Source organism: Mesorhizobium sp. B263B2A, assembly GCF_020165775.1.
GTDB classification, from domain to species: Bacteria; Pseudomonadota; Alphaproteobacteria; order Rhizobiales; family Rhizobiaceae; genus Mesorhizobium; species Mesorhizobium opportunistum.
Genome location: NZ_JAIUIU010000020.1, coordinates 99028 through 120890 on the forward strand (window position 1 = coordinate 99028; position 21863 = coordinate 120890).

General features: G+C 63.9%; 17 protein-coding genes. 12 read left to right on the top strand and 5 right to left on the bottom strand.

The window, feature by feature from the left end:
• Window positions 1–172: 172 nt before the first annotated feature.
• The 3 genes from LB568_RS26000 to LB568_RS26010 form a co-directional block, all read right to left on the bottom strand.
• On the bottom strand, window positions 173–964 hold the full coding sequence (locus LB568_RS26000) for a TIGR02186 family protein (RefSeq protein WP_031257928.1): 792 nt from the start codon (window positions 962–964) through the stop codon (window positions 173–175).
• A complete protein-coding gene (locus LB568_RS26005; RefSeq protein ID WP_140570009.1) occupies window positions 964–1887 on the bottom strand; it encodes a sulfite exporter TauE/SafE family protein in 924 nt (307 codons plus the stop codon). The genes LB568_RS26000 and LB568_RS26005 overlap by 1 nt, the downstream gene beginning before the upstream one ends.
• Window positions 1888–2079: 192 nt before the next feature.
• Complete coding sequence (locus tag LB568_RS26010) at window positions 2080–6099, bottom strand: peptidoglycan-binding protein (protein ID WP_224731613.1); 4020 nt, start codon at window positions 6097–6099, stop codon at window positions 2080–2082.
• A 482-nt stretch (window positions 6100–6581) separates the two neighbouring features.
• Here LB568_RS26010 and LB568_RS26015 point away from each other — a divergent pair, with 482 nt between their 5' ends.
• The 8 genes from LB568_RS26015 to LB568_RS26050 all read left to right on the top strand — a co-directional run bounded on the left by LB568_RS26015 (window position 6582) and on the right by LB568_RS26050 (window position 16209).
• The gene (locus LB568_RS26015) at window positions 6582–7043 is read left to right on the top strand and encodes a MerR family transcriptional regulator (protein WP_224731614.1); all 462 of its coding nucleotides are present in this window, start codon (window positions 6582–6584) and stop codon (window positions 7041–7043) included.
• Between the two features lie 310 nt (window positions 7044–7353).
• Window positions 7354–9144: an acyl-CoA dehydrogenase gene (locus LB568_RS26020; RefSeq protein ID WP_224731615.1), complete on the top strand. Its 1791-nt coding sequence runs from the start codon at window positions 7354–7356 to the stop codon at window positions 9142–9144.
• Between the two features lie 232 nt (window positions 9145–9376).
• Window positions 9377–10546 (top strand): acyl-CoA dehydrogenase family protein, encoded by a 1170-nt coding sequence (locus LB568_RS26025; RefSeq protein WP_140569995.1) that lies wholly within the window; start codon window positions 9377–9379, stop codon window positions 10544–10546.
• A 33-nt stretch (window positions 10547–10579) separates the two neighbouring features.
• Window positions 10580–11788, top strand: coding sequence for an acetyl-CoA C-acetyltransferase (locus LB568_RS26030; RefSeq protein ID WP_224731616.1), 1209 nt, complete (start codon window positions 10580–10582; stop codon window positions 11786–11788).
• Window positions 11789–11802: 14 nt separating this feature from the next.
• Window positions 11803–14022 (top strand): 3-hydroxyacyl-CoA dehydrogenase NAD-binding domain-containing protein, encoded by a 2220-nt coding sequence (locus tag LB568_RS26035; protein ID WP_224731617.1) that lies wholly within the window; start codon window positions 11803–11805, stop codon window positions 14020–14022.
• Window positions 14023–14030: 8 nt separating this feature from the next.
• Window positions 14031–14576 carry a thioesterase family protein gene (locus LB568_RS26040; RefSeq protein WP_224731618.1) on the top strand — a complete coding sequence of 182 codons (546 nt, stop codon included), beginning with the start codon at window positions 14031–14033 and terminating at the stop codon, window positions 14574–14576.
• A gap of 124 nt (window positions 14577–14700) precedes the next feature.
• Window positions 14701–15351, top strand: coding sequence for a helix-turn-helix transcriptional regulator (locus tag LB568_RS26045; protein WP_013897283.1), 651 nt, complete (start codon window positions 14701–14703; stop codon window positions 15349–15351).
• A 9-nt stretch (window positions 15352–15360) separates the two neighbouring features.
• The gene (locus LB568_RS26050; RefSeq protein ID WP_224731619.1) at window positions 15361–16209 is read left to right on the top strand and encodes a thermonuclease family protein; all 849 of its coding nucleotides are present in this window, start codon (window positions 15361–15363) and stop codon (window positions 16207–16209) included.
• On the opposite strand, the gene LB568_RS26055 is transcribed toward LB568_RS26050, so the two are convergent.
• A complete protein-coding gene (locus tag LB568_RS26055) occupies window positions 16175–17821 on the bottom strand; it encodes a lysine--tRNA ligase (RefSeq protein ID WP_013897281.1) in 1647 nt (548 codons plus the stop codon). The genes LB568_RS26050 and LB568_RS26055 overlap by 35 nt on opposite strands.
• 168 nt (window positions 17822–17989) lie before the next feature.
• Here LB568_RS26055 and LB568_RS26060 point away from each other — a divergent pair, with 168 nt between their 5' ends.
• A complete protein-coding gene (locus tag LB568_RS26060) occupies window positions 17990–18403 on the top strand; it encodes a tellurite resistance TerB family protein (RefSeq protein WP_140569974.1) in 414 nt (137 codons plus the stop codon).
• A 41-nt stretch (window positions 18404–18444) separates the two neighbouring features.
• Here the strand turns inward: LB568_RS26060 and LB568_RS26065 are convergent, their stop codons facing one another.
• Window positions 18445–19257, bottom strand: a complete 813-nt coding sequence (locus LB568_RS26065; protein WP_263497238.1) for a transporter substrate-binding domain-containing protein — start codon at window positions 19255–19257, stop codon at window positions 18445–18447.
• Between the two features lie 296 nt (window positions 19258–19553).
• Between LB568_RS26065 and LB568_RS26070 the strand changes: the two genes are divergently transcribed.
• The 3 genes from LB568_RS26070 to LB568_RS26080 all read left to right on the top strand — a co-directional run bounded on the left by LB568_RS26070 (window position 19554) and on the right by LB568_RS26080 (window position 21795).
• Window positions 19554–20285 (top strand): helix-turn-helix transcriptional regulator, encoded by a 732-nt coding sequence (locus LB568_RS26070; protein ID WP_013897278.1) that lies wholly within the window; start codon window positions 19554–19556, stop codon window positions 20283–20285.
• A gap of 116 nt (window positions 20286–20401) precedes the next feature.
• The gene (locus LB568_RS26075; RefSeq protein WP_013897277.1) at window positions 20402–21040 is read left to right on the top strand and encodes an acyl-homoserine-lactone synthase; all 639 of its coding nucleotides are present in this window, start codon (window positions 20402–20404) and stop codon (window positions 21038–21040) included.
• The gene (locus tag LB568_RS26080; RefSeq protein WP_013897276.1) at window positions 21037–21795 is read left to right on the top strand and encodes an enoyl-CoA hydratase-related protein; all 759 of its coding nucleotides are present in this window, start codon (window positions 21037–21039) and stop codon (window positions 21793–21795) included. The genes LB568_RS26075 and LB568_RS26080 overlap by 4 nt, the downstream gene beginning before the upstream one ends.
• Window positions 21796–21863: the final 68 nt, after the last annotated feature.

Genomic DNA, 21863 nt, shown 5'->3' on the forward strand with positions numbered 1-21863 from the left:
TTGGTGGCAGGCAGCGGATCGGCGCTCGCAGAAGGGAGCGTGCGCTGCGGTCCGGGGCGACCGAACCACTCTGCCGGATTGACCACTCTGCCGAATTGAATTGCTTGCCCGTCGGGCGGGGGAGGTGCGGTCTACAGCATGATCCGGAAAAGGGAAACCCCTTTCAGATGCCTCAATCCCTGCGGAAGACCAGCCTGCCGAGCCAGCCCGTCAGCATGGCCAGCGATATGGCGAAGACGCCATAGAGGAAGGCATAATCGTGAGCGACGCGGAAGATCGACTGTTCGAAGCCGGACTTGCGGATTTCGAGCTGGGCCGAGCTCTCCTTGATGAACAGGCCGCTCTTGAACAGGAAGGCGCGGGCTTTATGGGTGCCGACCGGAACGTTCGGCGCCAGCCTGACGGTGGCGCGGAACAGGTTCTGCGACAGGAACTGCACGCCGCCGACATTCTCGCTGTAGAGGCCGGCCGCCGCCTTGCGCTCGCGCAGGGCGGCGGTGAATTCCTGGATCGTCGCCGGGCTGTCGCCGGCATCGGCGGGCTGCATGTAGAGGTTGGAGGCGCCGAGCGACAGCTGCTTGTAGCTGTTCGGTTCGGTGATGTCCTGCAGCGGCCGTGTCGTCGCCACCGAATAGGAGACCGGCACGTTCTCGAAGGTTTCCGATTCCAGGTTGACCCAGACCCCGAGCACCCGGTCCTTACGGCGCACCACCACAGGCTTGGGTGGTCCTTCGAGCACGACGATGACATCGTAGCGGCCCTGGCGGGCAACCAGCGGGTCGGGGTTCTCCAGCGAACCGAAAATGGTCAGGTCGGCACCGGAAAAGCCGGCGGTGATCGAGACATTGTCTGTGGAGAGCCCGATCTGGATGCCTTCCGTCAGCGGCGTCTGTGCCTTCGCCGGCAAGGCGGCCACGAGCAAGGACAGGAGAATGGCAGTTGCGAATGCGTTAGGGCCCGCCATCAGTTGAGACCCGCGCCGGACAGCGAATATAGGTTGGGCGGCGTGACGAACAGGCCGATGGCAAGCCTTATCGCCACCGCCAGGACCAGCAACGCCAGGAGCGCCCTTAATTGCTCGCCGCGCAGCCTCTGGCCGGCCTTGGCGCCATATTGTGCGCCGGCCACGCCACCCGCCATCAGCAGGAAAGCCAGCATCACGTCGACGGTCTGGTTGGTGCTGGCGTGAACCAGCGTCGTGTAGGCGGAGGTGAAGATGATCTGGAACAGCGACGTGCCGATAACCACATTGGTCGGCACTTTGAGCAGATAGATCAGCGCCGGCACCATGATAAAGCCGCCGCCGACGCCCATGATGGACGACAGGAAACCGATGCCGGCGCCAAGGCCTAGCACCGGGATGACGCTGACGAACAGTTTCGAGGCCCTGAAGCGCATCTTCAGCGGCAAGCGGTGGATCCAGTTGTGCTGGCCGGATTTCTTCATAACCGGTGCCGCACCGCTGCGCGTCGCGCGCAGCGCATTGACGCTTTCGACCAGCATCAGTCCGCCCACGGTGCCGAGCAGCACGACGTAAAGCAGTGAGATGAACAGGTCGAGCTGGCCGAGCCTGCGCAGGAAAGCGAACACGAAGATGCCGCCGGTTGAACCGACAACGCCGCCGGCCAGAAGCACCCCGCCGAGCTTGAAGTCGAGCGTACCCCGCTTCATGTGCGACAGCGCACCGGAGAAGGAGGAGGCGATAACCTGATTGGCGCCCGTGGCGACCGCGATCGCTGGCGGAATGTTGTAGAAGATCAGGAGCGGGGTGATGAGGAAGCCGCCGCCGACGCCGAACATGCCCGACAGGAAGCCCACCGCGGCGCCCATGGCCAGCAGCACGAAGACGTTGACGGAAATTTCCGCAATCGGGAGATAGATGCCCACCCGTCAGTCTCGATCAGTTTGCCTGTCGGCGAATACAGCCGTTGCGGACAGTCTCGCACCGAAAAGCCAATTTTTTCTTGCGCCGACGCGGCGGCGGGGAAAAACCCCGTCACCGGGCCGAAACAAAAAACATCTCAATCAGTTAACAGGCAAATGTGTGGCAAGGGCGTCGTGGAAGCGACGCATCTGCCGTTATTTGCGCGCCAGCAGTGCCTTGACCAGTTTCTCGTCGACCGCGCCGGTGGCCGGCATCTTGTTGTCGGTCTGGAAAGCCATGATCGCGGTCTTCGTCTTCTGGCCCATCTTGCCGTCGGCACCACCGGCATCGTAGCCATTCTTGTTGAGAATGCGCTGGATGTTCTGGACCGCTTTTTTCATGTCGATGCTGGCGGTGGTCTGCGGCGTGCCGTCCTGCCAGGCATCGGGAACGTCGACCGAATTGGCTGCCACGTTGAGCGGCTTGGCCTTCCACAATTCGGTCGCGGCACGGGCGCGCTCGAGCTGTTCGGGCCGCAGCGCATTGGCAATCTCGTCGCGCTTGGCGGCCGCGTCCTTGTCCCCGGTCTTGGCGACGAGCGCGAACCATTTGTAGGATTCCTCGAGGTTCTGCTTCATGCCGACGCCCTTGGCGGCGAGAATGCCGAGATTGAACTGGCTGTCCTTGACGCCGAGGTCGGCGGCCTCCTGGAACCAGTGGGCGGCCGATTCATTGTCGGTCACGCCGTCGGCGGCCATGGCGAACAGCACGGCCAGATTGTGCATAGCGCTGGCGTTGCCCTGCTCGGCGGCCATCTGGTACCAGGTCTTCGACTTCTTGATGTCGCGCGCGACGCCGATGCCCTTCTCGTAGAAATTGCCGATACGATATTCGGCCGGCGCGAAGCCGAGTTCCGCCGATTTCTCATACCATTTGGCCGCTGTCGCCATGTCTTCCTTGACGCCGCGCGACTCCGCATAGCGCGAGCCGATCTCGAACAGCGCCTTGGCATCGCCGCCGGCGGCGGCATCGCGGAGCGCGGCCGGGCCGGCCTCGGCCGGAATGTCGAACTTGGCCGCGGCTGTCGGGGCGGATGTATCCGTCGGCGCCACCGCGCCAGTGGTGTCCTTGCCCGCGGTGTCGTTGGTCGCGGTTGGCGCGGCCATGGTCGGCTGGGCATCGCTGGCCGTCGCCTGCGCGCCACCGGTGACGGGCGCCGGCGCTGTCGAAGCGGGCGCCGTCGGCGCGGCCGGAGCCATTGCTTCGGAGGCGGCGCCTGCGCCGGAAGCGTCGGCCGTAGCCGTGGATCCCGATGTGGCCGGTGCCGTATCCGCCATCGCATCGCTGTCCGATGGCATCGCCATGGCGGTCTGGTTGACCATGTCGTCCTTGGCCATCGGCGTGGATGGTTCGGCCTGCCTGACGGCGTGGGCCGGCGCGTTGTCCGTTGCCGCCGGCTGGGCTTCCGGCTTCGGCGGGCTGGCCGTGTCGACGGATGCCGTTTGAACCGGCTGCGAGGCCGCGATTGGTGCCGCGTCGTTGCTCGCCACCTGAGCCGGATCGGAGAGGAATGCCTTGCCGAGCTGCAGGCCGGCAAGCGCCAGCATGATCGCGGCCGCCGCCATCAGGATCGGCTTGCGCCGCGCCTTGAGCAGATCGCCGATCCTGAGCGCCTTCACCGGCCCTTTCATCGTCGACTGGCGCTTCAAGGCATCGGCTTCGGCCGCGGCGGCCTGCGCCGCGCGCCGCGCCGCCGCGATGAAGTCCGATTTGGAGGCATCGCTGTCGCTGAGCTTTGCCGGCTGGCCCCGCTCGTCGCGCACGCGCTTCATGATGGCATTGAGGTCGGGCGCGCCCGAGCCGGGCTCCAGCGGCCGGTTGGCCACTTTCGGATCGAGCGGCTCGTCGAGATCGACGCTCGGGATATCGGCGCTCGGCGCCGAGCCGGCCAGGGGCGGCATGTCCGCCACCTTCTTGCCCTTGAAGGCGCGTGCCAGCCCGCCGAACATCGATTTGCGGCCGGCCGGCTGGTCCTTCTCGGCAATGGTGTCGGAACCGAGTGCGGCCATGGCGGCCGCAGCAGCGGCTTCCGCCGGCGAGCGTGTGCCTCCCGGCTCGTTGCGCATTATGGCAGCGGCACGGCCGTCGAGATCGGCCATGTCGCCCGTCAGCGGCATTGGCGCGTCGATATCCATCGACGGAGCCTCGACAGCCATCTTGGCCGTGCGTGCGCGGCGTTTGCCGACCGCTTCGTCCGGGCGCGCGTCCAAAAGCTCGCTCACCGCCTCGGACGGATCGCTGGTTTCCAGCGAGCCCAGCCTGTCGACGATCTTGAGCAGCGTGTCGTGGATGGCCTCGAAGGTCCGCGAATTGCGCTCGTCGGAACGGCGTGTCAGCGTCTCGAGCGTCTTCAGGTCCTGCGCGAGCCCCGAAACGGCGGCGGTATTGGCGCTCGACCCGGCGAGCGACTGCACTGCGTTTTCGGCCGCTTCGCGCGCCGCGCCGAGGATGGAATCGCGGGTCCCGGCCAGCGACTTCTCGATTTCGTTGAGGCGCGGACTGATGTCTTCGAATTCCGGCAGCGGCGTGCCGGGCTTGGAAAGATGCGCGGACAAGCCGGTGACCTGAGCCTCCAGGCTGCGGATCAGCGCCGGGTCAATGCCGGCAACCTGCGCGGCCGATGCGTCGAGCCGGCTGGAAATGTCCACGAGGCGGCTTTCCAGGCCGCGGATCGCCGCTTCGCCGGCGGGATCGGGAGCGCGGGTCTCGATGCGCTTGGCGAGCGCGGTGAAGCGGGCGTCGATGGCCTCCATGATACCGGCACTGTCGACCTGCGGCACGCGCTGGTCCAGCCGGTCGGCAACCTCGTCCAGCCGGCGCTCGAGATCGCGAAACAGCATGTTGCCCTGTTCGATGGCGTCGCCCTGACGGCGTTCCATCATGCTCGACAGCACGTCGAAACGCTGCTCCAGCCCGTGGAAGATATAGTCGGCATCGGGCATGGCCGGCGCCTGGTCGATCTTGTCGGCGATGAGCGCGATCTGCTTGGCCAGCCGTTCCATCGCCTGTTCGGGCAGGTTGGCGCGGCCGGCGAGCTCGTCGACACGGCTCGACAGCATGCTCAGGCGATCCATGACGGCATTGCCGGGGCGGTCCTGCGCCACTTCCTCGATCTGCCGGGCCAGAGAATCGATCCGCTTCTCGATGCGCTCGAAGGCTTCATGGTCGAGCGAATTGGCCTGCGCCGCGACAGTCGAGGCAACGATGGCACGGGAAATCTCGTCCAGCCGCTCGTCGATCATGGCGAGGGTGTCGCTGCCGCTATTGTCCTGCTGGCTGGCGAAGTGATCGACGGCGCCGGCCAGCGTGCGGACTTTTTCCTCCAGCGAACGCAGCGACAGCGATTCCGGCAGGTTGTTGACGGCATTGCTGATCTGCTCCAGCCGATCGGTCAGGGCGGCAAGCGCGGGCTCGTCGGAGCGCTTGCGCTGGTCGGCGTCGACGCGGTCTTCGAAGGCTGTCCAGCGGCGATCGAAATCATCCCAGCGGCGATCGACCTTCTGCACGCTCTCCTCGCGCGCCAGCGTGTCGAGCGCGGCCTTGACCTGTTCGAGTTCCAGCCGCAGCAGGTTGACGCTTCTGTCGTCGCTCTTTTCCGACAGCGACTTGATGGCGCCGGAGAGCCGTTCGAATTCGACGCCGAGTTCGGCGCTGCCCTTGCCCGATGCGCCTGGGCCTGATGCGCCCGGCTTGGCGTTCGACTGGAAGGCGCGGTCGATATCCTTGCGCAGTGCTTCGAATTCGCGCTGCAGTCCTGATGTCATCTGGTGGCGCAGTTCCTCGCGCATGCCGCGCAGCTCGCCGGCGATCTTGCCGACCATGGCGACGCTGTCTTCCTGGCCGCGGACACGGTCGATGTCGCGGGCAATAGCTTGATAGCTCTGGTCGAAGGCGGGAGGCTGCGCCGGGGCCTTGGCGCGCGGTGCCGGCTGCGGATCCTCGTACCAGCGCTGCTGGCCGGCAGGCTGGGTGGCGGGATAGCGGGGATCGGCCGCGGGATAGCGCGGTTCGGCGCCATACTGTCGGGGAGCGGGACGTGCCATCGTGTCTTCGCGCGTCTGCCCCAGCCGCTGTTCCAGCGTCTCCAGCGAGCGGTTGAGCTGCTCGAGCGTGGTCTGCGGCCTACGCTGCCTGCCGGCGTTGAGTGTATCGAGATAGGACCGCTTGCTGTTCATCGGTGCGTCCGTCTTTCAGATTGGCCAGTTTGCGACCAGCTCCCCAAGTCCCTGCCGGAACGAGGCGACCGCGCTTCCATGCGGTGGAAGACAAGCTTCCCGGGGTTCACCCGCGCTCCGAAAAACCGTGAAAAATTCGATACAGGATAAACACGGGTAGCCGACATGCGCACATTTCGCCCAACGTGGTAAACAACGCGTTAACCAAGCTTAAGAAGTTGGAAGGAAGTTCGCTGCCGCGCTCGCGCCGCGGCATCGCACTTGCGCTGCGGCAAAAAGCACCGTTCGCGGAACACCCACAGAACGCCCTTGCGTCATGAGGCGGCTATCGGTATAGAATTGACGTAAACGTAAAAGGCGCATTGAGTGTGCTGTTTTGCGATTTGTTTGTCGAAACCACGGCCGGAAGCACGCCCCCGCTTCCAGTCAGGCGACGCATGGTCAAGGACCGCGACGCCACCAGACGGGGAAAGCCAGTGACCATGAAGCTTATTTCGGCCGGCGAGACCGCGGCCAATACCAACAATGTACCTGTCGAAGCCGGCGAGGATCTCGTCCGCATCGGCGAGATGGCCAAGAAGTACGGCGTGACTCTGCGCACGCTGCGTTTCTACGAAGACAAGGGCCTGCTCAATCCTCAGCGTGACGGTTCGACCCGCCTCTACACGCGCCGCGACAGGGCCCGGCTGAAGCTGATCCTGCTCGGCCGCAAGGTCGGCTTCTCGCTGCGCGACGTCAAGCAGATGATGGATCTCTACGATCCGACCGGGTCCAACACCAAGCAGCTGCGGCTGGCGCTCGACAAGTCTGAAAAGCAGCTTGCCCGCCTGCAGAAGCAGCGGGCGCTGATCGACGACGCCATCAACGAGCTGGGCGGCTCGATGACGGCGGTGCGCCAGATGCTGGCCGAGCGCTCGGCGCCGCAGGCGAGCGTCGCGGGCTAAAAGCAACTTCCAGGAAAAGCGTGACGCGCTTTTCCATCGGCAAATGACGATCAAAGCCGCGTGGCCATGCCGCGCGGCTTTTTGCCGTCAGGCCTGCCAACGCCTTATCTTCGGCTTGCCAGGCACTGGCCGGCGCGCCGCCGTACCGCTAGGCTCCTCGCAAGCAGAGGGCGGAAATCTTGTCGCATCGAAAAAATTGACGTTTACGCAAACGTCAATTTTTGCTATCCCGCCTTCAACACAGGTCCGCATGCTGCCCTGACGCGAATTTGGGGGCTTCCGGACCAGGTTTGCAGGGTGGAGGAAAAGCATGCCGATCTACAGGGCACCGGTCCAGGATACGCTGTTCGTGTTGAACGAGGTGCTGGGCTACCAGCGCTATTCGAACCTTCCCGGATTTGCGGATGCCACGCCCGACGTGCTGGAAGCGATCCTCGCCGAAGGCGCCAAGCTTGCCGAAAACGTCATGCACCCGCTCAACCGTGTCGGCGACATGGAGGGCTGCGTCCGTCACGACGACGGCTCGGTGACGACGCCAAAGGGCTTCAAGGAAGCTTTCGACCAGTACCGCGACGGCGGCTGGATGGGGCTTGCCGCGCCGGTCGAGTTCGGTGGCCAGGGCCTGCCCTATGCCGTGCACACGGCGGTTGCCGAATACATGGTGTCGGCCAACATGTCGCTGATGATGTATCCTGGCCTGACGCAGGGCGCGATCGCGGCGATCATCACCCACGGCACCGACGAGCAGAAAGCCAAATGGCTGCCCAGGATGGTCGAGGGCGCCTGGACCGGCACCATGAACCTCACCGAGCCGCATTGCGGCACTGATCTCGGCCTGCTGCGCACCAAGGCGGTGCCGAACGGCGATAGTACCTACAAGATCTCGGGCCAGAAGATCTTCATCTCGGCCGGCGAGCACGACATGTCGGACAACATCGTCCATCTGGTGCTGGCCCGCATCGAGGGCGCGCCGGAAGGCGTCAAGGGCATCTCGCTGTTCATCGTGCCGAAGCTCAAGCTCGATGCATCAGGCAATCCGGGCGAGCGCAACACCCTCTCCTGCGGTTCGATCGAGGAGAAGATGGGCATCCACGGCAATTCCACCTGCGTCATGAATTATGACGAGGCCGAGGGTACGTTGCTCGGCGAGGCCAATGGCGGCTTGAAGGCCATGTTCACGATGATGAACGAGGCGCGGCTCGGTGTCGGCCTGCAGGGGCTGTCGCTGTCCGAGATCGCCTACCAGAATGCCGTCGCCTACGCCAAGGACCGTTTGCAGGGCCGCTCGCTGTCGGGGCCGAAGGCACCCGACAAGAAGGCCGACCCGATCATCGTCCATCCCGACATTCGCCGTTCGCTGATGACCATGAGGGCCTTCAACGAGGCTGGCCGCGCGCTGGCGCTGTGGACGGCGATCAAATCCGATGTCGCCCACCGCTCGGGCGACGACAAGGACCGCCAGGCGGCTGACGACTATACCGGCCTGATGACACCGGTGGTCAAGGGCGTGCTCACCGACAAGGGTTTCGACCACGCTGTGATGGCGCAGCAGGTGTTCGGCGGCCACGGCTACATCGAGGAGCACGGCATGAGCCAGTTCGTGCGCGATGCCCGCATCGCCATGATCTATGAAGGCGCCAACGGCATCCAGGCCCTGGACCTCGTCGGCCGCAAGCTTGGCCTGAACGGCGGCCGCGCCGTCCAGGCCTTCTTCAAGGAAGTCGGCGAATTCTGCGAGGAAAATCGCGCCGACGAGAAGATGGCACCCTTCACCAAGGGCTTGAAGAAGGGTCTCAACGATCTGCAGGCGGCGACCATGTGGCTGCTGCAGAACGGCATGGCCAAGCCCGACAATGCCGGTGCGGCCTCGACCGACTACATGCATCTCTTCGGCCTCGTGGCGCTGGGCTACATGTGGGCGCTGATGGCCAAGGCGGCGCTGGGTAAGACCGGCGCCAACGGTTCCCAGTCCTTCTACGACCACAAGGTGGTGACGGCGCGCTTCTTCATGGAGCGGATCATGCCGGAGACATCGGCACATCTGGCCCGCATTTCCAGTGGTGCGGACACGCTAATGGCGCTGCCTGCGGAAGCGTTCTAGAAATGGCCGGCGTCACCCTCCCCCTTGAGGGGAGGGTGGCCCGAAGGGCCGGGAGGGGTCCTGCGTGCAGTGCGCCGGCTGGTTGGCGCTTTGGGAGGAGAATGATCGCAATGCCCCAAACCCGCGTCAGTTTCGAAGATAAGGTCGAGCACGTCATCGGCGACCCCACCCGACCGCTTCGCGGCCACCCTCCCCTCGAGGGGGAGGGGGACGTCGGCGCGGGAGAAACGGCATGACAAATCCAGCTGAAGTGCTTTCTTTGCCGAAACCCGCCTGGGCGGCGGACGAGGTCGGCATGCTCTACGACATGGCGGTCCGCTTCATGTCGGAGGAGATCGCGCCGCGTTACGACGAGTTCGAGAAGAACGAGATGGTTGACCGCGAAAGCTGGCTGAAGGCGGGAGCCGCCGGTCTGCTCTGTGCCTCGATGCCGGAAGAGTATGGCGGCTCGGGCGGGACCTTCGCGCATGAAAGCGCCATCATCGAGGCCATCGGCCATGTCGGCGTCGACGGCTTCGGCATCGGCCTGCACAATTCGATCGTCGCCCCCTACATCCTCCACTACGGCTCGGAAGAGCAGAAGAAGAAGTGGCTGCCGAAGCTGGCGACCGGCGAACTGATCGGCGCTATCGCCATGACCGAACCGGGCGCCGGCTCCGACCTGCAAGGCGTCAAGACGCGGGCGCAGAAGGATGGCAACCAATACAAGATCAACGGTTCCAAGACCTTCATCACCAACGGCCAGCTCGCCAACTTCATCATCGTCGTCACCAAGACCGATCCGGAAAAGGGTGCCAAGGGCACTTCGCTGATCGTCGTCGAAACAGATGAAGTGGAAGGTTTCGAGCGCGGCCGAAACCTCGACAAGATCGGGCTGAAGGCCAACGACACGTCGGAGCTGTTCTTCAACGATGTGCGCGTGCCGACCTCCAACCTGCTTGGCCATGAGGAAGGGCAGGGCTTCATCCAGCTGATGCAGCAGCTGCCGCAGGAGCGGCTGCAGATCGGCACCGGCGCCATCGCCATGATCGAGCGGGCGCTGGCGCTGACCATCGATTACGTCAAGGAGCGCAAGGCGTTCGGCAAGGCGATCATCGACTTCCAGAACACCCAGTTCAAGCTGGCCGAGCTCAAGACCGAGGCCACCATCGGCCGCGTCTTCTACAATGATTGCGTCGCCCGCCACATCAATGGCGGCCTCGATCCGGTGACGGCGTCGATGGCCAAATACTGGCTCAGCGACCTGCAGGGAAAAGTCGTCGACGAATGCCTTCAATTGCATGGCGGCTATGGCTACATGAATGAATATCCGATCGCCCGCATGTTCCGCGACGCCCGTGTCCAGCGCATCTATGGCGGCACCAACGAGATCATGAAATTGCTGATCGGCCGCTCGCTCTGAGAGCGACGACCGGCGAACCCAAGGAGCAGAAAAATGGCTGACGCTTATGTCTATGACGCCGTGCGCACGCCGCGCGGCAAGGGCAAGAAGGACGGGTCGCTGCACGAGGTGCCGGCGGTACGGCTTGCCGCTAAGACGCTCGAGGCTTTGCGCGACCGCAATGGGCTGGATACCGGCAATGTCGACGACATCATCTTCGGCTGCGTCGATCCGGTCGGCGAGGCCGGCTCGGTCATTCCGCGCGCCGCCGCCTTCGAGGCCGGCTACGACGACAAGGCGCCGGGCATGCAGATATCGCGCTTCTGTGCCTCGGGCCTCGACGCCATCAATTTCGGCGCCGCCAAGATCGCTCAGGGCGCCGACGAGATCGTCGTCGCCGGCGGTGTCGAATCCATGTCGCGCGTCGGCATGGGCGCCTCGGGCGGCGCCTGGTTCATGGACCCTTCGGTCGGTCTGCCCGGCTGGTTCGTCCCGCAAGGCATTTCGGCCGACCTGATCGCCACCAAATACGGCTTCTCCCGCGACGATGTCGACGCCTATGCGGTCGAGAGCCAGAGGCGCGCCGCCAAATCCTGGGCCGATGGCCGCTTCAAGAATTCCGTCATCCCGATCAAGGATCAGAACGGCCTGACCATCCTCGACCATGACGAGCATATGCGGCCGTCGACGGACATGCAGTCGCTGGCCTCGCTCAATCCGTCCTTCGTCATGCCCGGCGAAATGGGCGGCTTCGATGCGGTCGCAGTGCAGAAGCATCCCGAGGTGGAAGAGGTCAACCACGTCCACCATGCCGGCAATTCGTCGGGCATCGTCGATGGCGCGGCGGCTGTGCTGCTCGGTTCGAAGAGGGCCGGGAAAACCATGGGGCTGAAGCCGCGCGCGCGCATCCGCACCTTCGCCAACATCGGCTCCGAGCCGGTGCTGATGCTGACCGGTCCGGTCGATGTCACCGAGAAGCTGTTGAAGCGCGCCAAGATGAAGCTGTCCGACATCGACCTGTTCGAACTCAACGAGGCTTTTGCCTCGGTGGTGCTGCGCTACATGCAGGCTTTCGACATCCCGCACGACAAGATCAACGTCAATGGCGGCGCCATCGCCATGGGCCATCCGCTCGGTGCCACCGGCGCGATGATCCTCGGCACGGTGCTGGACGAACTCGAGCGCCGTGACCTCAACACCGCGCTGGTGACCTTGTGCATCGGCGCCGGCATGGGCACGGCAACCATCATCGAACGCGTCTGACGGGGAGAGAGAAGATGAGCTACACCAATTTCACCCTCGACATCGACGCCGATGGCATCGCGCTGGTCACGTGGAACAGCCCGGACCGCTCGATGAACGTCTTCACCGAAGAGGTGATGCGCGAGTTGAACGCCATTGTCGATCATGTGGCTGGCGATACTGCCATCAAGGGCGCGGTGATCACCTCCGGCAAGGACACGTTCTCCGGCGGCGCCGATATCACCATGCTGCAGAAGATGCTGGCGACTTTCGCCACGGACAAGGGCAAGGATGCCGAAAAGGCGACCAAGGCGCTGTTCGAGAATGCCGGTTATATGACCGGCCTGTTCCGCAAGCTGGAGACCTCAGGCAAGCCGTGGGTTTCGGCGATCAACGGCACCTGCATGGGCGGCGCTTTCGAGCTGTCGCTCGCCTGCCACGGCCGCGTAGCAGCCGACTCTGATAAGGTCAGGATGGCGCTTCCCGAGGTCAAGATCGGAATCTTCCCCGGCGCCGGCGGCACCCAGCGCGTGCCGCGGCTGACCGATCAGCAGCAGGCGCTGCAGATGCTGACTTCCGGCCAGACGCTGTCGCCGCAGAAGGCGAAGTCGATGGGTCTTATCCACGAGATCGCCGAGCCGGCCAGGCTGGTCGAGACCGCCAAGGCGATGATCAGGAACGGCCTCAAGCCGGTGGCGCCGTGGGACGAGAAGGGCTTCAAGCTGCCTGGCGGCCAGATCTATACACCCGCCGGCTTCAACCTGTGGCCGCCAGCCATCGCCATCCTGCGTCGCGAGACCTATGGCAATTATCCGGCAGCCGCCGCGATCCTGAAATGCGTCTATGAAGGCCTGCTGGTGCCGTTCGACACCGCGCTCAGGATCGAACAGCGCTATTTCACCGAGATCATGCAGACCAAGGAAGCGGCTGCGATGATCCGCTCGCTGTTCGTGTCGCTGCAGGAACTGAACAAGGGCGCCCGCCGCCCGGCCGGCGTGCCGGAAACCAAATTCAAGAAGATCGGCATTCTCGGCGCCGGCTTCATGGGCGCCGGCATCGCCTATGTCACGGCCAAGGCCGGCATCCCGGTGGTGCTGCTCGACCGCGATATGGAGTCGGCGCAGAAGGGCAAGGCGCATTCCGACAGCTTGGCCTCCGATCAGGTCAAGAAGGGTCGCGCCAAGCCCGAGGAGCGTGACAAGCTTTTGTCGCTGATCACGCCGACGGCCGACTATGCCGACCTTGCCGGCTGCGATCTGGTGGTCGAGGCGGTGTTCGAGGATTCCGCCGTCAAGAAGGCCGCCACCGAACAGGCGGAGGCCGTGCTGAAGTCGTCGGCGATCTTCGCCTCCAACACCTCGACCATCCCGATCACAGGGCTGGCCAAGAATTCGGCGCGGCCGAAGAATTTCATCGGCATCCACTTCTTCTCGCCGGTCGACAAGATGATGCTGGTCGAGATCATCTTGGGCAAGAAGACCGGCGACAAGGCGCTGGCGACGGCGATCGACTTCGTCCGCGCCATCAAGAAGACGCCGATCGTCGTCAACGACACGCGCGGCTTCTACGTCAACCGCTGCGTGCTGCGCTACATGTCGGAAGCCTACAAGATGCTGATCGAAGGCGTGCCCGCGCCGATGATCGAGAATGCGGCCAAGGCAGCCGGCATGCCGGTTGGTCCTCTGGCGCTGACCGACGAGACGGCCATCGACCTTGCCCAGAAGATCATGAAGCAGACCATCAGGGATCTCGGCGACAAGGCTGTCGACCCCAAGCAGATGGCGCTGATCAACGCCATGGTCGACGACCATGGCCGCTTCGGCCGCAAGAACGGCAAGGGCTTTTACGACTATCCGGCCAAGCCCGCCAAGAAGAAGCTGTGGCCGGGCCTCAAGGATCTCTATCCGCAGCTGGCACCCGAGAAGGTCGACTATGAGGAGCTGCAGCAACGTCTGCTCGTCACCATCGCGTTGGAAGCGGCGCGGGTGATGGAGGAGGGGATCGTCACCGATCCGCGCGAGGCCGATGTCGGCTCGATCCTGGCCTTCGGTTTCGCGCCCTACACCGGCGGCGCGCTGTCCTATATCGACGGCATCGGCGCCAAGGCATTCGTCAAGATCGCCAAGGCCTTGCAGAAGAAATACGGGGCCGAGTTCAAGGCGCCGAAGCTGCTGCTCGACATGGCCGAGAAGGGTGAAACCTTCTACGAACGCTTCGACCCCTACGCCAAGGGCGACGTGAAGCAGGCCGCCTGATGTAAATCATGTACGTCTGGGCGCGTATGGCGCGCATGCTGGCCACGACGCGAAGCCGTGGCCCCTATGTGATGGGCGGTGAAAGCCAACTGGCCTTTCGCTGCATGCCGACCGACATCGATTTCAACGTCCATCTCAACAATGCGCGCTACATGATGCTGGCCGATCTCGGCCGCATCGACCTGTTCGTCCGTGCCGGCTTGATCAGGTTGGCGCGGAAGAACGGTTGGGCGCCGATGATGGGCGGGCTGCAGGCGATCTATGCCCGCGAGATCAGGCTGTGGCGCCGTTTCGAGGTGGTGTCCTCGATCGAGACCTGGGAAGGCACCCAGGTCATCGGCAAGCACCGCTTCGTCCTCGACAATGGCGACACGGCCGCCTTGATCCTGACGACGGCCGGCGTCTACGACCGCAAGGCGCGACGCTTCCTCGACATTGACGAGGTTGTGACCGCACTTGGCCGTGCTGTAAATCCGCGACCGCCAACGCAGGAAGAGCGGATTTTCATGACATCGCACCAGGGTTTGCGCAGCCTTGCCAAGGCGGCTGATTAATCCCCGCAGTCGGAGTTTGCCCGGCCGACGGGAACGCGCGTCACGGCTGCACGCCGGTGGACAAACCGGCATTCGAAGACTAGAAGGAAAAGGCATTTTTTCCTGTTTCGAAGGAGAGCACGACATGCTCTCGCACGACCGTGTCTGGGCTGCCATCGATGCTCTTGCCGAGCGCTACTCGCTTTCGGCCTCGGGTCTGGCAAGGCGCGCAGGGCTCGATTCGACCGCCTTCAACAAGTCGAAACGCCTGTCGTCGGATGGCCGGCCCCGCTGGCCCTCGACCGAATCACTGGCCAAGATCATCGAGGCGACGGGGGCTTCGCTCGACGAATTCACCGGACTGATCGAAGGCAGGGCCGGACTTGTCCATGATGCCCGGGATGGCCGCAGACGGTCGGTGCCTTTGCTCGGTTTCGCCCAGGCCGGCGCCGGCGGCTTCTTCGACGATGCCGGCTTCCCGGCGGGACAGGGCTGGGATCTGGTCGAACTGCCGGCGCAATCGACCGAGAGCTCCTATGCGCTGCAGGTGCAGGGCGATTCCATGCTGCCGCTCTACCGCAATGGCGACGTCCTCATCGTCGAGCCGGGCGCGGCCACCCGCAAGGGCGATCGCGTCGTCGTCAAGACCACCGCCGGCGAGGTGATGGCCAAGGTGCTCGAACGCCAGACCGTCAAGTCGATTTCACTGGTCTCGCTCAATCCCGATCATCCCGACCGCGACATCTCCATGCGCGAGGTCGAGTGGGTGGCGCGGATTGTCTGGGCAAGCCAGTAGGTCCGGCCGATGCGGTTCCCCCATCTCGTCCTGGCGGTTCTGATGGTCCCGGTGATGGCGGCTCTGGTCGTCGTCGGCGGACGCACGCTGAAGGGAAGCGAAAGCGCTGTTACGGTCGATCAGATCGATCCTGGCGCCGATACGATCGCTCAAGGTACAGGGCCCGAAGAGCCGGCCACCTCGGCTCTTCCCACGCCCTCGCAACCGTCAAAGCCGCCTTCGCCGCATTCGAGGGCTATCGATCCCGCCGTCGTCGCGCCACCGGAACTGCCCAGCGGGGAACTCGAGCGGATCGAACCGCGCGAACCGTTGAGCAAGCTGGCGCTTGCCACACCGCCCAAGCCGAAGATGCCTGGCGACTGGAGCGGCACGAAGCTGTTTCAGCCGGTCGCATCGGCCGCCGGCCTGATCGAGGCGAAGGGCTATTCGGTCGCGGTCTCCGGCATCGACGTCGTCGGGCAGGACGAGACCTGCACCATGGATGGCAAATCCTGGCCATGCGGCATCCGCGCCCGCACGGCGTTCCGCGCCTTCCTGCGCGGCCGCGCCGTGGTCTGCACCGTGCCGCCCGAGGGCGGCCGCGACCTGGTCGCGGCGGAATGCCGGATAGGCAAGCAGGATATCGGTCAATGGCTGGTCGAGAACGGCTGGGCGCGCGCCGCCAAAGGCGGACCCTATGTAGATGCCGGCGAAAAGGCCCGCACCGAAAAGAAAGGTATTTTTGGATCGGCGCCGAACCTTGCCGGCATCTCGGCGGTGCCGGCTGCGCCCGCCCCGGCGCCTCAGGCGCCGGGCTCGATCCTGGAAGAGGTCGACGGCGCCCTCAAGCCAGCTGTCCCGCCAACGCCTTCTGAATGAGCGCGCGGGTCTCGGCGACGCCGTAGAGCGCTGCGAACGATCCGAAGCGCGGGCCGCGCTCCTGGCCGATGAGCACCTGGTAGATCATCTGGAAGAAGGCACCCGAAACGCCCGGGCCGCCCTCAGGGCTCTGCTTGGAATGATCCTGATAGCGCTCGATCCTGCGCGCCACGTTGAGCGAGGCGTTCTGGATCGCTTCGCCACCGGCGTCCGCCGGCAAGTCGCCAAGCGCCTTGTCGAGCGCCAGCAGCGCTTCGCGCTCGATGTCGTCGGCCGGGCGGAAGGTCTTCGTCGGCTTCACGAAATCGTCGAAATAGCGGATCGCATGGCCGACCAGCTGGTCGAGCTCCGGATGCGTCTTTGGCGTTACCCCCGTCGTGTGGCGGGAAATGAAGCCCCATAGCACGTCCTTGTTCTGCGCATTGGAAGCGCTGACCAGATTGAGCAGCAGCGAGAACGGCACCGGCATGTCGATGGCCGGCGGGTTGCCGTCATGCATATGCCAGACCGGGTTGCCCAGCCGTTCCTTCCAGTCCTGGCGCGGGTAGGCGCCAAGGAAGGTGTAATACTCGTCCACCGCCCTCGGGATGACGTCGAAATAGAGCTTCTTCGCCTGCCGCGGCCGCTGGTACATGTAGAGCCCGAGGCTCTCGGTCGGCGCATAGGTCAGCCATTGGTCGATGGTCAGCCCGTTGCCCTTCGACTTGGAGATCTTCTGGCCGTTCTCGTCCAGGAACAGCTCGTAGACGAAATGCTCCGGCGCCCGCCCGCCCAGAATGTTGCAGATGCGGTCGTACACCACCGCATTGGTCTGGTGGTCCTTGCCGAACATCTCGAAATCGACGCCAAGCGCTGCCCAGCGCATGCCGAAGTCGGGCTTCCACTGTAGCTTCACCCGGCCGCCGGTGATCGAAAGCGTCGTCTCCGTGCCCTCGTCGTCGAAGGTGATGGTGCCGGCCTCGGCGTCGACATGCTTCATGGGCACGTAAAGTACGCGCCCGCTCTTCGGGGAAATCGGCAGGAACGGGCTGTAGGTCGCCTGCCGCTCCGGTCCGAGCGTCGGCAGCATCACCGCCATGATCTGGTCGTAGCGCTCGGCGGCGCGCTTGAGCATCGCGTCGAAACGGCCTGACTTGTAGTACTGCGTCGCACTGGCGAATTCGTAGTCGAAGCCGAACGTGTCCAGGAAGCGGCACAGCATCGCATTGTTGTGGTCGGCAAAGCTCGCATAGTCGCCGCCGAACGGATTGGGAACCGACGACAGTGGCTTGTGCAGATGCGGCTCGAGCGCCGACCGATCCGGTACGCTGTCGGGTATCTTGCGCATGCCGTCCATGTCGTCGGAAAAGCACAGCAGCTTGGTCGCGACCTTGTCCTGCGTCAGCACACGAAACGCATGCCGCACCATCGAGGTGCGCGCCACTTCGCCGAACGTGCCGATATGCGGCAGGCCGGATGGTCCGTAGCCGGTCTCGAACAGGATGGTTTCGGGAAAGTTGGCGCCCTTGTAGCGTTCGATGATCTTTTTGGCTTCCTCGAACGGCCATGCCTTGCTTTCGGCCGCCGCCGCCAGCAGTTCGGGATTGAGATCGATGATGTTTGATCCCGCCATGGTCCTGTTTTCCAATTATGCGCCGGCCAAATTCGCGATCTGGCCGCAAGTGTCGATTTTCAACCGGTCTCTAGGCGCGCGTGGCCGGAGCGTCAACGCGCGCGGCGCTTTTTCCTTGCGGCCCTTGGGGCACGTTCCTACCTTCGAAGCCCGTTCAAGGAGCAAACAATGCCATCGCCGTCCCCGCATGAAGCCCTGATCTACCTGATGGTCATCACCTCGGCCTCCGACCGTGACATGACCGATGTCGAACTGGCCAGGATCGGCGACGTAGTCCGCTCATGGCCGGTGTTCGAGGATTTCAATCAGGACCGGCTGGTTCCCGTCGCCCAGGCTTGCCAGAAACTGCTGCATGAAAAGGATGGTCTCGAGGGTGTGCTGGCCCAGGTTGGCGAGGCTTTGCCGGAGCGCCTGCGCGACACCGCCTACGCCGCCGCCTTCGAAGTGGCCGCCGTCGATCTCGAAATGCGCTTGGAAGAAGTGCGGGTGCTGCAGCTGATCCGGCGTGAGCTCGATCTCGACACGCTGACCGTCGCCGCCATCGGCCGCGCGGCCAAGGCACGGCTGCGCACACTGACCTGACGGCATTCCGTTCGGATTAGAAAAAACTGACCGGAACCGGATCAGAAAAAACTGACCGGAAAATAGCGCAGATAGAATTCGGCAAAGGTGCCTTTCATCGAAATTTCCTGCAGCGCGTAATCCAGCGCCGCCGCCAGCGCCGGATCGTCCGCCCGCGTGGCGATGGCCATGCCCGTGCCCAGATATTCGGGCGCCAGATAGGGGCCGCCGGCAAAGCGGCAGCAGCCTGCTGCGTCCGAGCCGCCCAGCCAGAAGGCGAAACGCATGCCGTCGCCGAAGGCGGCGTCGATCTTGCCCGCCTTGAGATTGCTGTAGAGGGCTTCGGGTCCGTCGAAGGTGACGACCTGGACCGTGCTGAAATAGTCGCGCAGCATGCGCTCATGTGCCGAGCCTGATATCACGCCGACGCGCTTGCCGCGCAGTTTGTCGAAGATAGGTTCCAGCAATGCCTTGCTCTTGGGCATGATGAAACGCGCCGGAAACTGCAGGTAGGAGCGCGAGAAGGCGTATGTCTGGCGCGACTGCGGCGTCGCGGCGATGCCGGCGATGATCGCTTCGCCTTCGCCTTTCTCGAGCGCCCCTTCGAGCTCGGTCCATGGCAAGGCCTGGATCTGGCATTTGTCGACGATGCCGAGTTCCGCGCAGATGGCGCGCGCCAGGTCGATGTGGAAACCGGACAATTTTCCCGAGCTGTCGAGGAAATTGAAAGGTGGAAAATCCGTGGTCGTCAGGAAGCGCAGCCGTGGCAGCGCGGAAAGGTCCGGCTTGGGCAGCCGCTCCTTGGCGTCCCACAGCACCGGCACCTGCGGTTCCGCCGCGCGCGCGCCAGCCAATGGCAGCACCGCGATCAGCATCGAGGCCAGGACCAGGAACCTCCGTTGGAACGCCACGATAGAACTCCGTCGCACTCGTCTTCGGAGCGGTTTTGGTACGAAAATGGTACAGGCACAATGGTTTTTGATTTCAACGCGCCGATTTCAGGATATGCTTTAGCGTGTTTGCAAACAGCGGTGGCTGCCCTGGTTGGGGGACCAGGGTCGAGAACCACAACCGGAAACGGGCGCGTTGCAATCGGCGGTCGGTGGCAAAGTGCAGACAATGCATGGACCATCGGTCTCAATGCATGAGGCAACATGGGGTTGATGTTGCGATGGGTCAATTTGATCGTACGCTGGAATACATAGACCAACTGCAGCACGCAGGAACGGCGGCGGCGGTCTGTGAGAAACTGTTGGGCATAACATCGGATTTCGGTTTGACCGCGCTGATGGCCGGAACCGTTCCGCAGCCAGGCACGCCTGCCGGGCAGCAAAAGCAGCACGTGCTGCTTTGCGACTGGCCTGTCGAATGGCTGGAGCGCTACGTGGCGCGCAACTATGTCGATCACGATCCCGTGGTCAGCCACATGAAGCAGTTGCAGGCACCTTTCCAGTGGCGCGAAGCCGCCCAGGACATTCGCATCGACAAGAGCAGCGGCGAAGTGATGGGCGATGCCGGCGCGTTCAAGCTGCGCGACGGGTTGGCCTTCCCGCTGATCACGCTCGACGGCCAGATCGTCATGGTGTCGCTGGGCGGCGAGGCCGTGGAGCTGTCGGCGGCCGAGTTCGGCCTGGTGTCGCTGGTCTCGACCTATGCGGTTGGCCGCGCCATGCAACTCCACACCATGTCCGGCAACACCATCGACCATGTCGAGTTGACGCCACGCGAACGCGAATGCCTGCAATGGGCCGCCGTCGGCAAGTCCGAATGGGAGATCTCGCAAATCCTCGGCATCTCCGAACACACGTCGGAGAAACATCTTCTTAACGCCAAAAGCAAACTCGGTGCCGTCAACAGAGTTCAGGCTGTCGCCGAAGCGATAAGACGCGGCTACATTAGTTAGGTCGGCCGTGCCGACCTAGAACTCCCGCCTACGTGATCGAACTCCCGCCTACGTGATCACGCAATTTTCTCATCAAAGCACGGCCGTATCATCCTTTGAACACAGGAGACGGCAGTATGCTTTTTTGTCTTACAACCCAGGAATTGATGGAACGCCCCGACCTTTGGGAGGCGGTCCATCGACTACGCTATCAGATTTTCGTCGAGGAGATGGGGTGGGAGGATCTGCGCCGCCCGGACGGATTCGAGGTCGACCAGTTCGATCATGACGAGGCGGTGCATCAGATCGTCATCCGAGGCAACGAAGTCGCGGGCTATCAGAGGATGCTGCCGACCACGCGGCCGCATCTGTTGACCGAGGTTTTGACCGACCTTTCCGAAGGCACGCCGCCATCGGGCCCGAACATCTGGGAATTGACCCGCTATGCGGTGGCTCCCGGATTTCGCGATGGCCGTCGTGGCGTCTCGACCGTCGGCACCGAACTGATAGCCGGCTTCGTCGAGTGGGGCCTGAAGCGCGGCGTCGACAAGGTGATCATCGAGTTTGAGCCGATGTGGGTGCTGCGCGCGTTGCAGCTGCATTTCCTGGCGACGCCGCTGGGTTATCAGCGCACCTACGGCAACCAGCAGGTCGTGGCGACGCTGCTCTCCTTCAACGAGCACACGCTGGACGTGGTGCGTTCGCGCCGCAATCACCATGCCCCGGTCATGGCCCGGGGATATCCCGACATGTTCGGGCAAAGGCGGGCGTCATGAGATCGGAAATCGCCATGCACCCGCAACCTGAACTGCGCAACCACACGCTGATCGTCACCGTGTCGTCGAATGACGGCCGTCCGGTGCTCGACAGACGAGCCTATGAAAGCCTTGCCAGGACGTTCCACGAAGCCGCCGACAATGACGAAGTGCGTGTCGTCGTGCTGCGTGGCCTCGCCGGCTGCTTCTGTCTCGGCGGCGATTTTTCAGAGTTCCTCGATGCCAGCAAGCATCAGAAACTGATCGCCGCGGTCACCGATATGTTCCGCACGCTGGCAACGTTTCCCAAACCGATCCTGGCCTGCGTCGACGGCGATGCCGTCGGCGTCGGCTGCACCATCCTGTTCCATTGCGACATGGTGATTGCTTCCGGCAAGAGCACGTTCCGGGTGCCGTTCGTCGATTTCGGCCTTGTGCCGGACGCTGCGACCAGCATCCTGGCGCCGCAGAAGCTCGGCTATGCTGGCGCCTTCCGCTTCTTCTGCCTCGGCGACACGCTCCGCGCCGAGGACGCCAGGGCGCTCGGCCTCGTCGCCGAGATCGTGCACGACGGCGTCGAGGAAGCGACACTTGGCCGGGCAAGGCAGCTCGCCAAGAAGCCGGTCGCCGCCTTGCTGCAGACGCGCGGCCTGCTCAAGGGCAACACCGGTGCGCTATGCGACCGCATCGACCAGGAGATATCGCTGTTTCAGCAGGCGCTGCAGGACGATGCCACGCTGCGGCGATTGCAGCGCATCGCCAGGCTGGCGGCCTGAGCAATTCCCGTAGCGTGAAACGCTCGCCAAGAATGCCGTGGCGCGTGGACGCCCCGCGGGCCGGCCCG

What these genes read in the sequence shown, in the direction of transcription:
- LB568_RS26035 (WP_224731617.1), top strand. Translation starts at nt 11,803, where the DNA reads ATGAGCTACACCAATTTCACCCTCGACATCGACGCCGATGGCATCGCG.
- LB568_RS26030 (WP_224731616.1), top strand. Translation starts at nt 10,580, where the DNA reads ATGGCTGACGCTTATGTCTATGACGCCGTGCGCACGCCGCGCGGCAAG.
- LB568_RS26060 (WP_140569974.1), top strand. Translation starts at nt 17,990, where the DNA reads ATGCCATCGCCGTCCCCGCATGAAGCCCTGATCTACCTGATGGTCATC.
- LB568_RS26075 (WP_013897277.1), top strand. Translation starts at nt 20,402, where the DNA reads ATGCTTTTTTGTCTTACAACCCAGGAATTGATGGAACGCCCCGACCTT.
- LB568_RS26020 (WP_224731615.1), top strand. Translation starts at nt 7,354, where the DNA reads ATGCCGATCTACAGGGCACCGGTCCAGGATACGCTGTTCGTGTTGAAC.
- LB568_RS26045 (WP_013897283.1), top strand. Translation starts at nt 14,701, where the DNA reads ATGCTCTCGCACGACCGTGTCTGGGCTGCCATCGATGCTCTTGCCGAG.
- LB568_RS26040 (WP_224731618.1), top strand. Translation starts at nt 14,031, where the DNA reads ATGTACGTCTGGGCGCGTATGGCGCGCATGCTGGCCACGACGCGAAGC.
- LB568_RS26015 (WP_224731614.1), top strand. Translation starts at nt 6,582, where the DNA reads ATGAAGCTTATTTCGGCCGGCGAGACCGCGGCCAATACCAACAATGTA.
- LB568_RS26025 (WP_140569995.1), top strand. Translation starts at nt 9,377, where the DNA reads ATGACAAATCCAGCTGAAGTGCTTTCTTTGCCGAAACCCGCCTGGGCG.
- LB568_RS26070 (WP_013897278.1), top strand. Translation starts at nt 19,554, where the DNA reads ATGGGTCAATTTGATCGTACGCTGGAATACATAGACCAACTGCAGCAC.
- LB568_RS26065 (WP_263497238.1), bottom strand. Translation starts at nt 19,257, where the DNA reads ATGCTGATCGCGGTGCTGCCATTGGCTGGCGCGCGCGCGGCGGAACCG.
- LB568_RS26080 (WP_013897276.1), top strand. Translation starts at nt 21,037, where the DNA reads ATGAGATCGGAAATCGCCATGCACCCGCAACCTGAACTGCGCAACCAC.
- LB568_RS26055 (WP_013897281.1), bottom strand. Translation starts at nt 17,821, where the DNA reads ATGGCGGGATCAAACATCATCGATCTCAATCCCGAACTGCTGGCGGCG.
- LB568_RS26050 (WP_224731619.1), top strand. Translation starts at nt 15,361, where the DNA reads ATGCGGTTCCCCCATCTCGTCCTGGCGGTTCTGATGGTCCCGGTGATG.
- LB568_RS26010 (WP_224731613.1), bottom strand. Translation starts at nt 6,099, where the DNA reads ATGAACAGCAAGCGGTCCTATCTCGATACACTCAACGCCGGCAGGCAG.
- LB568_RS26000 (WP_031257928.1), bottom strand. Translation starts at nt 964, where the DNA reads ATGGCGGGCCCTAACGCATTCGCAACTGCCATTCTCCTGTCCTTGCTC.